Annotated in this window: 13 protein-coding genes and 4 tRNA genes; 9 read left to right on the top strand and 8 right to left on the bottom strand. The window is 70.0% G+C overall.

The annotated features are described in order from the left end of the window. Nucleotides 1–538: 538 nt before the first annotated feature. Nucleotides 539–745 (top strand): developmental transcriptional regulator BldC, encoded by a 207-nt coding sequence (gene bldC / locus AC067U_RS08970; RefSeq protein ID WP_003949541.1) that lies wholly within the window; start codon nt 539–541, stop codon nt 743–745. A gap of 508 nt (nt 746–1,253) precedes the next feature. Here bldC and AC067U_RS08965 read toward each other — a convergent pair. Both AC067U_RS08965 and hrpA read right to left on the bottom strand, forming a co-directional pair. Next, nucleotides 1,254–1,327, bottom strand: a tRNA-Asp gene (locus AC067U_RS08965). 51 nt (nt 1,328–1,378) lie between these two features. Beyond that, a complete protein-coding gene (hrpA, locus tag AC067U_RS08960) occupies nt 1,379–5,326 on the bottom strand; it encodes an ATP-dependent RNA helicase HrpA (protein WP_478828981.1) in 3,948 nt (1,315 codons plus the stop codon). A gap of 118 nt (nt 5,327–5,444) precedes the next feature. Between hrpA and AC067U_RS08955 the strand changes: the two genes are divergently transcribed. Both AC067U_RS08955 and AC067U_RS08950 read left to right on the top strand, forming a co-directional pair. After that, entirely contained in the window at nt 5,445–6,290 is an 846-nt protein-coding gene (locus AC067U_RS08955; protein ID WP_478828980.1) for a DsbA family protein, read from the top strand. After that, nucleotides 6,290–7,117 (top strand): cytochrome c biogenesis CcdA family protein, encoded by an 828-nt coding sequence (locus AC067U_RS08950; RefSeq protein WP_478828979.1) that lies wholly within the window; start codon nt 6,290–6,292, stop codon nt 7,115–7,117. The genes AC067U_RS08955 and AC067U_RS08950 overlap by 1 nt, the downstream gene beginning before the upstream one ends. Nucleotides 7,118–7,255: 138 nt before the next feature. Here the strand turns inward: AC067U_RS08950 and AC067U_RS08945 are convergent. The 3 genes from AC067U_RS08945 to AC067U_RS08935 all read right to left on the bottom strand — a co-directional run bounded on the left by AC067U_RS08945 (nt 7,256) and on the right by AC067U_RS08935 (nt 7,537). Then, nucleotides 7,256–7,329: transfer RNA gene (locus AC067U_RS08945), tRNA-Phe, on the bottom strand. Nucleotides 7,330–7,352: 23 nt separating this feature from the next. Continuing rightward, nucleotides 7,353–7,426 (bottom strand) — tRNA-Asp (locus AC067U_RS08940). 38 nt (nt 7,427–7,464) lie between these two features. Beyond that, nucleotides 7,465–7,537 (bottom strand) — tRNA-Glu (locus tag AC067U_RS08935). Between the two features lie 105 nt (nt 7,538–7,642). Here AC067U_RS08935 and AC067U_RS08930 point away from each other — a divergent pair. Next, a complete protein-coding gene (locus tag AC067U_RS08930; RefSeq protein WP_478828978.1) occupies nt 7,643–7,984 on the top strand; it encodes a metallopeptidase family protein in 342 nt (113 codons plus the stop codon). Nucleotides 7,985–8,024: 40 nt separating this feature from the next. Here the strand turns inward: AC067U_RS08930 and AC067U_RS08925 are convergent, their stop codons facing one another. The 3 genes from AC067U_RS08925 to AC067U_RS08915 all read right to left on the bottom strand — a co-directional run bounded on the left by AC067U_RS08925 (nt 8,025) and on the right by AC067U_RS08915 (nt 9,812). Beyond that, a complete protein-coding gene (locus AC067U_RS08925; RefSeq protein WP_478828977.1) occupies nt 8,025–8,375 on the bottom strand; it encodes a metallopeptidase family protein in 351 nt (116 codons plus the stop codon). Nucleotides 8,376–8,438: 63 nt separating this feature from the next. Continuing rightward, nucleotides 8,439–8,564, bottom strand: coding sequence for a hypothetical protein (locus AC067U_RS08920; protein ID WP_478828976.1), 126 nt, complete (start codon nt 8,562–8,564; stop codon nt 8,439–8,441). A 570-nt stretch (nt 8,565–9,134) separates the two neighbouring features. Beyond that, the gene (locus AC067U_RS08915) at nt 9,135–9,812 is read right to left on the bottom strand and encodes a recombinase family protein (protein WP_478828975.1); all 678 of its coding nucleotides are present in this window, start codon (nt 9,810–9,812) and stop codon (nt 9,135–9,137) included. 61 nt (nt 9,813–9,873) lie between these two features. Between AC067U_RS08915 and AC067U_RS08910 the strand changes: the two genes are divergently transcribed. From AC067U_RS08910 to AC067U_RS08890, 5 genes are all read left to right on the top strand, one after another. After that, nucleotides 9,874–9,960 carry a metallopeptidase family protein gene (locus AC067U_RS08910; protein ID WP_478829559.1) on the top strand — a complete coding sequence of 29 codons (87 nt, stop codon included), beginning with the start codon at nt 9,874–9,876 and terminating at the stop codon, nt 9,958–9,960. Continuing rightward, nucleotides 9,957–10,430 carry a fluoride efflux transporter CrcB gene (crcB, locus tag AC067U_RS08905; RefSeq protein ID WP_478828974.1) on the top strand — a complete coding sequence of 158 codons (474 nt, stop codon included), beginning with the start codon at nt 9,957–9,959 and terminating at the stop codon, nt 10,428–10,430. The genes AC067U_RS08910 and crcB overlap by 4 nt, the downstream gene beginning before the upstream one ends. Further along, complete coding sequence (locus AC067U_RS08900) at nt 10,427–10,795, top strand: fluoride efflux transporter FluC (protein ID WP_478828973.1); 369 nt, start codon at nt 10,427–10,429, stop codon at nt 10,793–10,795. The genes crcB and AC067U_RS08900 overlap by 4 nt, the downstream gene beginning before the upstream one ends. A gap of 134 nt (nt 10,796–10,929) precedes the next feature. Further along, nucleotides 10,930–11,496 (top strand): hypothetical protein, encoded by a 567-nt coding sequence (locus AC067U_RS08895; RefSeq protein WP_478828972.1) that lies wholly within the window; start codon nt 10,930–10,932, stop codon nt 11,494–11,496. A 253-nt stretch (nt 11,497–11,749) separates the two neighbouring features. Further along, nucleotides 11,750–13,646: DEAD/DEAH box helicase (locus AC067U_RS08890; protein ID WP_478828971.1), on the top strand; the 1,897-nt coding region annotated here is incomplete at its 3' end.

Here is a 13,646-nt window from a genome sequence, read left to right as displayed (position 1 = left end):
ACTCCCCACCGGATGCCGCGTGTCGGTGCTTTCGGTCCAATGGGCACAATCAGGGATCATGGACCCGAACTCCGGCATTGGGGTCCTAGTGCCAGGACCTACGTCCCGATACGGGCCATTGGCCCAAGCGTGACGGACCGCACTAACCACACCCTTGCGCCGTTCCCCTACCCTCGTGCCAAAATAGGACAAGGAGTCCGGGGAGGGTTCCTTCCGTCCAACTAAGGGCGGAATGCTCGGCATTGCACTCTATGGGGGGTCTCGCGACTCCTGATCGCTCTGTGACTGATCGTTACGGTGGGGTGACTGTCCGTTATGGGCGGGTCCATCGGCTTCCGCCGCTGATGAACACCTCGGAGGGCAATTCCGTCGGTTTGGCCGACGAGGCTGGACAGATGGTGTAGTTGTAGTGCCGAGGACAAGCCGTTCGTCCTATAACCGACTCGGCCCGCGTCTGTCCATTTCGGGCAACGCGGGCCAAGGTGCAGAATTTAGAGGAAAGAACCGAGATGGTTCGGTTCTCCCGAGGAGGCCGCTCATGACCGCTCGCACCCCTGATGCCGAGCCGCTGCTGACCCCGGCTGAGGTCGCCACGATGTTCCGCGTGGACCCGAAGACGGTGACCCGCTGGGCCAAGGCCGGCAAGCTCACGTCCATCCGCACCCTGGGTGGGCACCGCCGATACCGCGAGGCCGAGGTTCGCGCTCTGCTCGCGGGAATCCCGCAGCAGCGCAGCGAGGCCTAAGGCCGCGCAGCACCCGTAGCACCCGTAGCACCCCGCTTCACCGGGTTCGAACGGATCCCCCAATCCGATGAAACCCACCATGCTTCATACGACCGGACCTGCCCCAACAGGTTCACCACGTCGTTCGATCGCGCTGGACTCCGCCGGGTCCAGCGCGATCTTTTTTGTGCCCGGCCCTGCCCCGGCGCTGCCCCGGTCCTGCCCGGTCCGTACTCCGGCCGGCTCCCGCGGTCGCGCCCGCACGAGGGTGCCATTGCACATATTAAATTGAGGTCGCGTAGGGGTGCGATAAAAGAGGGGATCTCGAAAATTCGTGTGGTGACCCCTGTCACAGTGGATCACTCTTGTGCGCGAGGCGGTGCACTCGTTAGAGGGATTCTCGTCCCTCGGCGGTATCGATGTCCCCGGAAACGCCAAACGCGTGGGAAAGCGGCCGCACGGGAAAACGGCCGCACGGGAAAACGACTCAGGGCCCGTATCCAATGGGATACGGGCCCTGAGCCTGTTGCGATCCTGACGGGACTTGAACCCGCGACCTCCACCTTGACAGGGTGGCGAGCTAACCAACTGCTCCACAGGACCTTGGTTGCGAGTCAGACTGTACAGCAGTTCTGGGGTTGAGGTCGAACCGGATCACGGGGCGGCGGCGTCCACCGCCTTCACGATCCGCTTGTCCGAGATCGGGTACGCCGTCCCCAGGGCGTGCGCGAAGTAGCTGACCCGGAGTTCCTCGATCATCCAGCGGATCTCCGTCACCTCGTCCGGCACCGGCCGTCCCTTGGGCAACTGCTCCAGCAGCCAGGCGTACTCGTCCTGCATCTCGTGGACCTTCTCCATGCGCGTGGTGTCGCGCTGGACCGCCGTGGGCATCTGCTGCAACCGCCGGTCCACCGCCACCAGGTAGCGCATCAGGTCCGGCAGCCGCCGCAGCCCGGCCAGCGTCACGAAACCGGCCGGCACGAGGGCCGCCAGCTGCGTTCTGACGTCCTGGAGGTTGTTCATGAGCGCCAGGCTCTGGGTGGCCTTCAGGCGGCGCTCACAGGCCTGCCAGGCGGCCAGGACCTGCTGCACCTGGCCGACCGTGCGCACGGTGACCTCCACCAGGTCGGCCCGCACGGCGTCGAAGAGCCTGGCGAAGCCGGCCTCGTCCCACGCCGGGCCGCCGTGGTCGGCGATCAGCTTGTCGGCCGCGGCCGTCGCGCAGTCGTCGAACAGCGCCTGGATGGATCCGTGCGGGTTGCGGGACAGCGCCAGCTTCTGCTGGTTGGTCAGCTTCTCGGAGGCGAACTTCGCCGGGTTCACCGGAATGTTCAGCATGATCAGCTTGCGGGTGCCCAGCCACATCGCCCGCTCCTGCTCGGCCTCCGTGTCGAAGAGCCGTACGGACACGCTGTCGCCGGCGTCCACCAGCGCCGGGAACGCCTTCACCGGCTGCCCGGCCCGCCGGGTCTCGAACACCTTGGTGAGCGAGCCGATGGTCCAGCCGGTCAGCCCCGTCCGCTCCAGGGACTCCCCGCCCGAGCGCTCGGCGGTGGCCGCGGCGGCCTTGGACAGGGCCTGGCGGGCCTTGGGCTTCAGCTTCAGCCGCAGGGACTCCAGGTCCTTGTCCTCGGCGATCTTCCTGCGCCGCTCGTCGACGATCCGGAAGGTGATCTTCAGGTGGTCCGGGATCCGGGAGAGGTCGAAGTCACCGGCGGACACCGGCACCCCGACCATCCGCTGCAGCTCCCGGGCCAGGGCGGCCGTCAGCGGTTCCTGCAGGGCCCGGCCGCCCTCGCCGGCCGAACCCGCCACGATCCCCAGGAAGCGGCCCGCGAAGTTCGGCGCGGGCACGTAGTGCCGGCGGACCGGCTTCGGCAGGGACCGGATCAGCTCCGTGACGACCTCTTCCCGCAGACCCGGGATCTGCCAGTCGAAGCCCTCCTCGGTGACCTGGTTCAGCACCTGGAGCGGGATGTGCACGGTCACGCCGTCCGCGTCCGCGCCCGGCTCGAACTGGTAGGTGACCCTGAACTTCAGGCCGCCCTGCCGCCAGGTGTCCGGATAGTCGGCCTTGGTGACCCCGGCCGCCTTCTCCGTGAGCAGCATCTCCCGCTCGAAGTCCAGGAGTTCGGGCTCCTCCCGGCGCTTGTGCTTCCACCAGGAGTCGAAGTGGGCGCCGGACACCACGTGTTCGGGGATCCGCTGGTCGTAGAAGTCGAAGAGGGTCTCGTCGTCCACGACGATGTCCCGCCGCCGGGCCCGGTGTTCGAGCTCCTCGACCTCGGTCAGCAGCTTGCGGTTGTCGGCGTAGAACTTGTGATGGGTCCGCCAGTCGCCCTCGACCAGCGCGTTCCGGATGAACAGCTCCCGGGAGACCTCGGGGTCGATCCGCCCGTAGTTGATCTTCCGCTGGGCGACGATCGGCACCCCGTACAGCGTGACCCGCTCGTACGCCATCACGGCCGCCTGGTCCTTCTCCCAGTGCGGCTCGCTGTACGTGCGCTTGATCAGGTGCTGGGCCAGCGGCTCGACCCACTCCGGCTCCACCTTGGCGTTGACCCGGGCCCACAGCCGCGAGGTCTCCACCAGCTCCGCCGACATCACGAACTTGGGCTGCTTCTTGAACAGCGCCGAGCCCGGGAAGACCGCGAACTTCGCCGACCGGGCACCGAGGTACTCGTTCTTGTCGGTGTCCTTCAGACCGATGTGCGAGAGCAGGCCGGCCAGCAGCGACACGTGGACCTGCTGCTCGGGGGCGTCCTGTTCGTTCAGGTGGATGCCCATGGTCTTGGCGACCGTGCGCAGCTGGGAGTAGATGTCCTGCCACTCCCGGATCCGCAGGAAGTTCAGGTACTCCTGCTTGCACATCCGGCGGAACGAGGAGGAGCCGCGCTCCTTCTGCTGCTCGCGGACGTACCGCCACAGGTTGAGGAAGGCCAGGAAGTCGGAGGTCTCGTCCTTGAACCGGGCGTGCTGCTGGTCGGCCTGGGTCTGCTTGTCCGAGGGCCGCTCGCGCGGGTCCTGGATGGACAGGGCCGCGGCGATCACCATGACCTCGCGGACGCAGCCGTTCTTGTCGGCCTCGACGACCATCCGGGCCAGCCGGGGGTCGACGGGCAGCTGGGCGAGCTTGCGGCCCATCGGGGTGAGCCGCTTCCTGTGGTCCTTCTCCGCCGGGTCCAGCGCGCCGAGCTCCTGGAGCAGCTGCACGCCGTCGCGGATGTTGCGGTGGTCCGGCGGGTCGATGAAGGGGAACTTCTCGATCTCGCCCAGGCCGGCCGCGGTCATCTGCAGGATGACGGAGGCCAGGTTGGTGCGCAGGATCTCGGCGTCGGTGAACTCCGGGCGGGCGTCGAAGTCGGCCTCGGAGTAGAGCCGGATGCAGATGCCGTCGGAGGTTCGGCCGCAGCGGCCCTTGCGCTGGTTGGCGCTGGCCTGGGAGATCCGCTCGATGGGGAGCCGCTGCACCTTGGTGCGGTGGCTGTAGCGGGAGATCCGGGCGGTGCCCGGGTCGATCACGTACTTGATGCCGGGGACCGTCAGGGAGGTCTCGGCGACGTTGGTGGCCAGCACGATGCGGCGGCCGGTGTGCTGCTGGAAGACCCGGTGCTGCTCGGCGTGCGAGAGGCGGGCGTAGAGCGGCAGCACCTCCGTGAAACGGAGCTTCTTCTTGATCAGCGCGTCGGCGGTGTCGCGGATCTCGCGCTCGCCGGAGAGGAAGACCAGGACGTCGCCCGGCCCCTCCTTCTGGAGCTCGTCGACGGCGTCGCAGATCGCGGTGATCTGGTCGCGGTCGCTGTCCTCGGAGTCCTCTTCCAGGAGGGGGCGGTAGCGCACCTCCACCGGATAGGTACGACCGCTGACCTCGACGATCGGGGCGTCGCCGAAGTGCCGGGAGAAGCGCTCCGGGTCGATGGTCGCCGAGGTGATCACGACCTTGAGGTCGGGACGTTTCGGCAGCAGCTGGGCGAGGTAGCCGAGGAGGAAGTCGATGTTGAGGCTGCGCTCGTGGGCCTCGTCGATGATGATCGTGTCGTAGGCGCGGAGCTCGCGGTCCGTCTGGATCTCGGCGAGCAGGATGCCGTCGGTCATCAGCTTCACGAAGGTCGCGTCCGGGTCCACCTGGTCGGTGAAGCGGACCTTCCAGCCGACGGTCTGCCCGATCTCGGACTTCAGCTCCTCGGCGATCCGCTCGGCCACCGTACGGGCGGCGATCCGGCGGGGCTGGGTGTGTCCGATCATGCCCCGGACGCCGCGGCCCAGCTCCATGCAGATCTTGGGGATCTGCGTGGTCTTGCCGGAACCGGTCTCACCGGCGACGATCACGACCTGGTGGTCGCGTATCGCCTCGGCGATCTCGGCCTTCTTCTGGCTGACCGGCAGCGCTTCGGGGTAGGTGACCTCGGGCATGCGGGCGGCACGGCCCGCCAGCCGCTCGGCGGCCTTCGCGGCCTCCGCGGCGATCTCGTCGAGTACGGCCTGCTTGGCCTCGGGCTTGCGGATGCGTCGAGCGCCTTCGAGGCGACGGCCGAGCCGGTGAGCGTCGCGGAGCGAGATCTCACCGAGCAGCGTCTGCAGGGCGGCGAAGGAAGTAGACATACGTAATCGAGGATCTCACCCGGGCCCGCCGGCTGGCGAACCGATTTGGAGGGCCTACCCGTAGCATTTGCGGACTAGATCCCCTGAAACGCCCCAACGCACGAGTGAGAGGCCCGTCATGCCCCGCCCCGGGACGCCCGCGTCGAAGAAGCCGCTGAAGCCGCTGAAGCCGCTGTTGATCTCCGCGGGGGTGGTGCTGGTCGCCGTCGTCATGGGACTGGTCTCCTGGCAGGCCACCGCCCCGGAGGAGCGGGACACCGGCTGGTTCGACTACCGGCCGCTCCCCGGCTCCGCGCAGTCCTCCCCGGCGCCCGGCACCACGGCCGCCGCCGAGCCCCGGGCCGACCTGCTCGCCCTGGCCCGCCGGGACGCCGGCGACAAGCTGGCCGTGGGCCGGGCGGACGCCCCCGTGGTGCTGATCGAGTACGCCGACTACCGGTGCGGATACTGCGGCAAGTTCGCCCGGGACACCGAGCCCGCACTGATCGAGAAGTACGTGGACGGCGGCACCCTCCGCATCGAGTACCGGAACTTCCCGATCTTCGGCGGCGAGTCCGAGGGCGCCGCCCGCGCCGCCTGGGCGGCCGCGCAGCAGGGCCGCTTCCACGCCTTCCACTCCGCCGCCTACGCCAAGGGGGAGAAGGAGAAGGGCTTCGGCGCGGACCGGCTGGCCGAGCTGGCCCGACGGGCCGGGGTCCCGGACCTGGAGCGGTTCAAGGCCGACATGGAGGGCACGGCGGCCGACGAGGCCGTGGCCAAGGACCAGGAGGAGGGGCACCGGATCGGGGTCTCCTCCACCCCGTCCTTCCTGATCAACGGGGAGCCGATCGCCGGGGCGCTGCCCCTGGGCGAGTTCGAGGCGGCCATCGAGCGGGCCGCTGCGAAGGCCGCCGCCACGAAGCCCGCCACGCCGACGTCCGCGAACCCGGCGGCGGCCCCGTCCGGGACCCCGGCGGCCCGCTGATGGAGATCGGGTACCTGGCCGCGCTGCTGGGCGGCCTCCTCGCACTGCTCTCGCCGTGCAGCGCCCTGCTGCTCCCGGCCTTCTTCGCGTACTCGATCGACTCCGCCTCGCGGCTGCTCGCCCGTACCGGGATCTTCTACGCCGGCCTGGCGAGCACCCTGGTGCCGCTGGGTGCGGCGTCCTCGACCGCCGGGCGGTTCTTCCACGGCCACCGGGACGCCCTGGTGCTGGCCGGCGGCTGGCTGATCATCGCGCTGGGCCTGGCCCAGATCCTGGGCCTGGGCTTCGCCTCGCGGCGGATCTCCGGGCTCTCCGGCCGGATCCGCCCGACCACCGCGCTGTCCGTGTACGCCCTGGGCGCCGTCTACGGGCTGGCCGGGTTCTGCGCCGGCCCGATCCTGGGCAGCGTCCTCACGGTGGCCGCGGTGTCCGGCTCCCCGGCCTACGGCGGCCTGCTGCTGGCCGTCTACGCCCTGGGTATGGCCGTGCCGCTGTTCCTGCTGGCGCTGCTCTGGGAGCGGTTCGAGCTGGGGCGGCGGCGCTGGCTGCGCGGACGGGCCTTCTCCGTGGGCCGGCTGGAGCTGCACACCACCTCGCTGCTGTCCGGGCTGTTCTTCGTCATGCTGGGCGGGCTGTTCCTCGCGTACGACGGGGCGAGCGCGCTGCCGGGGCTGCTGGACGTGGACGACTCGTTCGCGGTGGAGCAGTGGGTGCGCGGCGTGGCGGACGGGGTGCCGGACTGGGCGGTGCTGGGGCTGGTGGCACTGGGCGGCCTCGGCATCGGCCTGGCGCGTTGGCGCCGCGCCGAGGTTCGTACGGACGAGTGAACCGGGGCGGGGAGACGGCCAAAAGAGGCCGAACGGGTCCGAATGCGGCCGAACGGGGGAAGCGGAGCAACGGGGGCGGGGCAGTGGAAAGGCCGGAACGAGAAAGGCCCCGTCCGAGGGACGGGGCCTTTCTTCTTGTGGCTGGGGCCGGGGTCGAACCGGCGACCTATCGCTTTTCAGGCGATCGCTCGTACCAACTGAGCTACCCAGCCACGAGGACTCTTTCGAGCCTCAGCGATCCTGACGGGACTTGAACCCGCGACCTCCACCTTGACAGGGTGGCGAGCTAACCAACTGCTCCACAGGACCATGTTCGTGCGAGAACAAGTCTCGCACAGGGTTGTGCGTGCCCCCAACGGGATTCGAACCCGTGCTACCGCCTTGAAAGGGCGGCGTCCTGGGCCACTAGACGATGAGGGCTAAGAGGCCCGCCTGGGCGCTTTCCAGCGCGTCGGGGACGTGAGAAGCATATGGGATGCGGGGAGCTATCGCCAAAACGATTCCCGCCGGGGGGAGAATGGCCGGGTGCTGGAGATGACGCGTGAGGAGTTCGAGGAGCTCGTCGCAGAGGCCCTGGACCGGATCCCGCCCGAGCTGATGCGGCTCATGGACAACGTGGCGGTGTTCGTGGAGGACGAGCCGCCGGCGGACGATCCGGAACTCCTCGGGCTGTACGAGGGGACTCCGCTCACGGACCGCGGCGAGTGGTACGCCGGCGTCCTCCCCGACCGCATCACGATCTACCGCAACCCGACCCTCCGGATCTGCGAGAGCCGCGAGGAAGTGGTCGAGGAGACCGAGATCACCGTGGTCCACGAGATCCCGTCGCACGCGCCCCTTCGGGTGAGGAATCCCCTGTTCAGGTGACTCCCGCGGCCTGATCGCAGGCTGACCGAGCCGCTCGGGATCAGCCCCAGCCCAGCTCGTGAAGGCGCTCGTCGTCGATGCCGAAGTGGTGGGCGATCTCATGGACCACGGTCACGGCAACCTCGTGAACCACGTCGTCCGCGTCCTCGCACATGCGCAGCGTCGGCCCCATGTAGATCGAGATGCGGTCCGGGAGGACTCCGGCGTACCACTCGCCCCGCTCGGTGAGCGGAGTTCCCTCGTAAAGCCCCAGAAGGTCGGGATCGTCGGCGGACGGTTCGTCCTCCACGAAGACCGCCACGTTGTCCATGATCCGCGTCAGCTCGGGCGGGATCGTGTCCAGGGCATCGGCCACCAGCTCTTCGAAGGCTTCTCGCGTCATCTCCAGCACACCGCCATTCTCCGTGAGGCACGTCACTTCCACGGAGGAGAGGCGCGTGAAGCCTTCGGGCGGTCACTCCGGCGGTTGGCTGTACCGCTCCAGTGCCGCCTTGTTCGTGGACCGGTCGACCAGCCGCAACTCCCACGGCCCGGTGTTCACGTCGAAGTGCTTGCCGAAGCCGACCCACTTCCCGGCCATTCGTCGGCCCGTCGGCTCGACCGGCAGTTGAATCGCACTGGGGTACCGGGCGCCCTGGTAGTAGCCGTCAGCCTGGCGCGGCGCTCGCGGCCGCGGAGGTGACACCCCCTGCTCCAGCGCCCATGTCATGTCCTGCTGTCCCATCGGCGTGGACCCGTGCCATCGGTACAGGCAGGGCGAATCCCAGGGCTTCCACCGGCCGGCCTGTGACCCGTTCCAATGCCCTGGCGCAGACGCCCCGGGGCGTCTTGCTCGCCCCGGACTCCCGGTGCTGCACAAGGCGCTTGGGCGCCTCGTTGGGCTCTCCCGGTTCGGTCCCCGCTTGGCGGAGCGCGTTGGCGAACTCGTCCTGGCTCATACGCAGGCCCGTTCGTACGGCCCGCAACATCATTCGGCACCACGGCGGTCGTCGTTATGACGCCAAAGCCAGGGCCAACCGCCTTGAAATGACACCGGTGTGACGCCCATTGAGGCGTCATTGATGCCCCTCTGAGTGACGCCCGGACGACGCCCGATCCGTCGTCGCTCTGCCCTGGCCGACAAGCGGAACATCAGGGCGTCGTGGGGCAGCTACGAGGGAGCGGGACCCTGTCGGTTCGAGGCCGCAGGGGCGGCTGGCAATACACGGGCGGACCGGAGGGACTGGCCGTCCAGGAGCTTGGCGACCACGGCACCGACGATCTCCGACTCCTCCGGGTGCAGGGTGAGCTTCCGCTCTGGCGTGACGATGAAGCCATACGGGCGATTGCCCATCCAGCGGCCTTCGTCCCGCTCGTCCGCCCGAAGATCCGAGACCCGGATCGAGGTGTTCTCGGACTCCTTGTGGGCCTGATGGGCGGCAAGGGTGAGTTGGATCTCCCAGCCCTCGTTCCGGGAATCGATACCGTCCGCGACAGAGATGAAGCGGCAGCCGGTCTCGTACACGACACGGATGACCTCCGACGCCTGTGGGATGCCCTGACGCGTTGCGCGGTCAACCTTGAAGACGATCAGTGCGTCCGCCAGACGCTCGCGGAGCATGGATAAGGCGGCGTCCCAATCGGGGCGCTCCACGTACGTGTGGTAGCCGGACTTGTCCACGTCCTTGAAGATCTTCACCACATTGGCGCCCAGGTCGTCCACCTTCGAGTGGCAGGCCTTCTCCTGGCGCGGTATCGAGGTCGAGGTGTCCGTGAGATCCGATATGCGCAGGTAGAGAATCGCCCTGAGTGGCGAAACGGCGCGAGTGAACGCCGAGCGTGGTGACACTGGCGCCTCCAATCGTTACTCCCTGTGGATGATCGTAGGTTTTCGGATGGTTTGGTGAGAGATGTTTGACGAAAATTTCTGGGTCCACGAGATTGCCCACCACTTCGGGATCGACGACGACCGGCTGCACGCCCTGGGGTGCGGGTGACCCATCCGGTGGCGGGCGCGGAGGCGATCGATCCGGACGTCGACCTCCACGTGTCCGCCCAGCGCACCGAGCCGCAGGGGCGGGTACTGGCCGCGGTCGCGGCCGGCGGTGCCCTCGGGGCGGTGGCGCGGTACGCGGTGTCGCTGCTGTGGCCGGCCGTGCCGGGCGGGTTCCCCTGGGCCACCTTCTGGACGAACCTCGTCGGCTGCGCGCTGATCGGCGTGCTGATGGTGCTGGTGAGCGAGGGCGGGCGGACGGCGCACCCGCTGGTGCGGCCGTTCCTCGGGACGGGGGTGCTGGGCGGGTTCACCACCTTCTCGACGTACGCCCTGGACTTCGCGCGGCTGCTGGACGGGGACGAGGCCGGTACGGCGCTGGCGTACGCGGGCGGGACGGTCGTGGGGGCGCTGGGCGCGGTGTGGCTCGCGGCCGTGGTGACCCGGCGGGCGCTCCGGGAGGGCGGCGGGTGAACTGGGTGCTGGTGGTGGCGGGGGCCGTGGTCGGCGCTCCGCTCCGGTATCTGACGGACCGTGCGGTGCAGCTGCGGCACGACTCGGTGTTCCCGTGGGGGACGTTCGTGGTCAACGCGGGCGCCTGCCTGCTGCTCGGCGCACTGGCCGGGGCCTCGCTCTCGGCCGGTCCGTACGCGCTGCTCGGGTCGGGGCTGTGCGGGGCGCTGAGCACGTACTCCACGTTCTCCTACGAGACCCTGCGGCTGGCCGAGCGCGGCCGGGGCTTCCTGGCCGTGGCGAACGTGGCGGGGTCGCTGCTGGTCGGGCTGGGCGCCGTACACCTGGGGTGGCAGGTGGCGGAGCAGCTGGCGGGCCGCGCCTGACCGGGTCGTCCGGGTGTTCGAGGACAGGTTGCGTCCGCGGGGGCGTGTCCCCAACGGGGCGAAGGGAGTTGGGCAGACCGACCCGCTGTCCCGCGGGCGCTCCGCCGCACACGCCACCCCTGGAGGTGCCACCCGTGCGCCAGTTCTCCGCCTCCCTCCGACTGGCCGTCACCGCGATCGCGGTCGCGGCGGCGGCGGGCTGCATGAGTGTGAGCGACGATTCCGCGAAGCCCTCGCCGTCCTCCTCCGGTGATCGCCGGGGGCCGGCCGCCGAATCGGGCGGTGCCGGCGGTTCCGGGCGGGCGGCCGGGGGCCACGGCTCCGGGCACGGCAAGCGGACCGGGGCGGAGGGCAAGGACGTGAAGCCGGGTGAGGAGGGCAAGCCGGTCCCGGTCGGGGCCACGCCCCGGCCCGGCGCCTCCCCGGGCGCACCCGGAGGGCCCTCGCCCTCGGCGGGCCCGGGCGGCCCCGGCGGTTCGGCCGGCGGAGCGGGTTCGGCCGGCGGCGCGGCCGGCGGCGGCCAGGGTCCGCAGGACCCGCCGCCCGGGGCCGGTGATTCCGGCGGTTCGGGCGGGGGCGAGCCCACGCCGCCCGTCCAGCCCCCGACGCCGGAGCCGCCTGTGACGGACCCCACACCCACTCCGCCGGCGGACCCGGGGCCCAGCACGGAGCCGGGCCCCCAGCCCCAGGCGGCGGGCTGACCCTGGCGGGGCCCCGGCTCCCCCTCCGGCCTGCGGATTTGCCATGGTGGGGGAGAGGTGCGTATGGTTATAGATCGTTTGATCCCATTGCCCGGCGCCGAACCCGAAGAGCGCCGTGTGGCGCGTACTCTCCCTTGCCGTGACTGACCGCATTGAGGCGGTCGAATTTGCGATTCACGGAGTTTGGGCGCGTGCCGAGACTCCGGAAGGTTTTCGCATTCGCATGTCCATTTCCAGTTCTGACCGTGCCGTCATGCCCGAGAACGACTCGATCGAGGCCCTCGAGGCTGTCGAGGCCGTAGAGATCGTCGAGACCCTTGAGGTCGACGAGGCCATCGAGGCCTACGAGGCGGAGATCTCGGCTGACGACGCCGACGACGCCGACGAGCCGGCCGAGCCGACCATCACCTTCGGGGACCTCGGTCTGCCGGAGGGCGTCGTCCGCAAGCTCGCTCAGAACGGTGTCACCACCCCGTTCCCGATCCAGGCCGCGACCATCCCGGACGCCCTGGCCGGCAAGGACATCCTGGGCCGCGGCCGCACCGGCTCCGGCAAGACCCTCTCCTTCGGCCTCCCGCTGCTGGCCACGCTGGCCGACGGCCACACGGAGAAGAAGAAGCCCCGCGGCGTCATCCTCACCCCGACCCGTGAGCTCGCGATGCAGGTCGCGGACGCCCTCCAGCCCTACGGCGACGTGCTCGGCCTGAAGATGAAGGTCGTCTGCGGCGGTACCTCCATGGGCAACCAGATCTACGCCCTGGAGCGCGGTGTCGACATCCTCGTCGCCACCCCGGGCCGACTGCGCGACATCATCAACCGCGGCGCCTGCTCCCTGGACCAGGTCAAGATCGCGGTCCTCGACGAGGCCGACCAGATGGCCGACCTGGGCTTCCTGCCCGAGGTCACCGAGCTGCTCGACCAGGTCCCGGCCGGCGGCCAGCGCCTGCTCTTCTCCGCCACCCTGGAGAACGAGATCGACAGCCTGGTCAAGCGCTACCTGGTGAACCCGATCACGCACGAGGTCGACCCGTCGGCCGGCGCGGTCACCACCATGACCCACCACGTGCTGGTCGTGAAGCCGAAGGACAAGGCTCCGGTCACCGCCGCCATCGCCGCCCGCAAGGGCCGCACCATCATCTTCGTCCGCACCCAGCTGGGCGCCGACCGCGTCGCCGAGCAGCTGCGCGACGCCGGCGTGAAGGCGGACGCGCTGCACGGCGGCATGACCCAGGGCGCCCGTACGCGCACCCTGGCCGACTTCAAGGACGGTTACGTCAACGTCCTCGTCGCCACCGACGTCGCCGCCCGCGGCATCCACGTCGACGGCATCGACCTGGTGCTGAACGTGGACCCGGCCGGTGACCACAAGGACTACCTGCACCGCTCGGGCCGTACCGCCCGCGCCGGCCGCTCGGGCGTCGTGGTCTCCCTGGCCCTGCCGCACCAGCGCCGCCAGATCTTCCGCCTGATGGAGGACGCGGGCGTGGACGCCTCGCGCCACATCGTCGGCGGGGCGGGCGCGTTCGACCCGGAGGTCGCCGAGATCACCGGCGCGCGTTCGCTCACCGAGGTCCAGGCGGACTCCGCGAACAACGCCGCCAAGCAGGCCGAGCGCGAGGTCGCCGACCTGACCAAGCAGCTGGAGCGCCTCCAGAAGCGTGCCGTCGAGCTCCGCGAGGAGGCCGAGCGCCTGGTCGCCCGCGCCGCCCGTGAGCGCGGCGAGGACCCGGAGACCGCGGTGGCCGAGGCCGCCGAGGCCGCCGAGGCCGAGCTGGCCCAGGCCGTCGCGGCCGCGGCCGCCGAGGCGGAGCGCGCCGAGCGCGCCGAGCGTGCCCAGCGCGACGAGCGGGGCAACTTCGAGCGCCGCGACCGCCGGGACGACCGTGGCGACCGTGGTGACCGTGGTGGCTTCAACCGTGACCGCCGGGACGGCGACCGCGGTGGCTTCCGCCGGGACGACAACCGCGGCGGTGGCTTCAACCGTGACCGCCGGGACGACCGTGGTGACCGTGGCTTCGAGCGCCGTGACGACCGTGGTGGCTTCCGCCGCGACGACCGCCGGGACGACAACCGCGGCGGTGGCTTCAACCGTGACCGCCGGGACGACCGTGGTGACCGTGGCTTCGAGCGCCGTGACGACCGTGGTGGCT

The organism is Streptomyces sp. NPDC043853, assembly GCF_056436025.1.
Note: the sequence above shows the minus strand (reverse complement) of the source record. Positions and strands in the feature narration are given on the sequence as shown.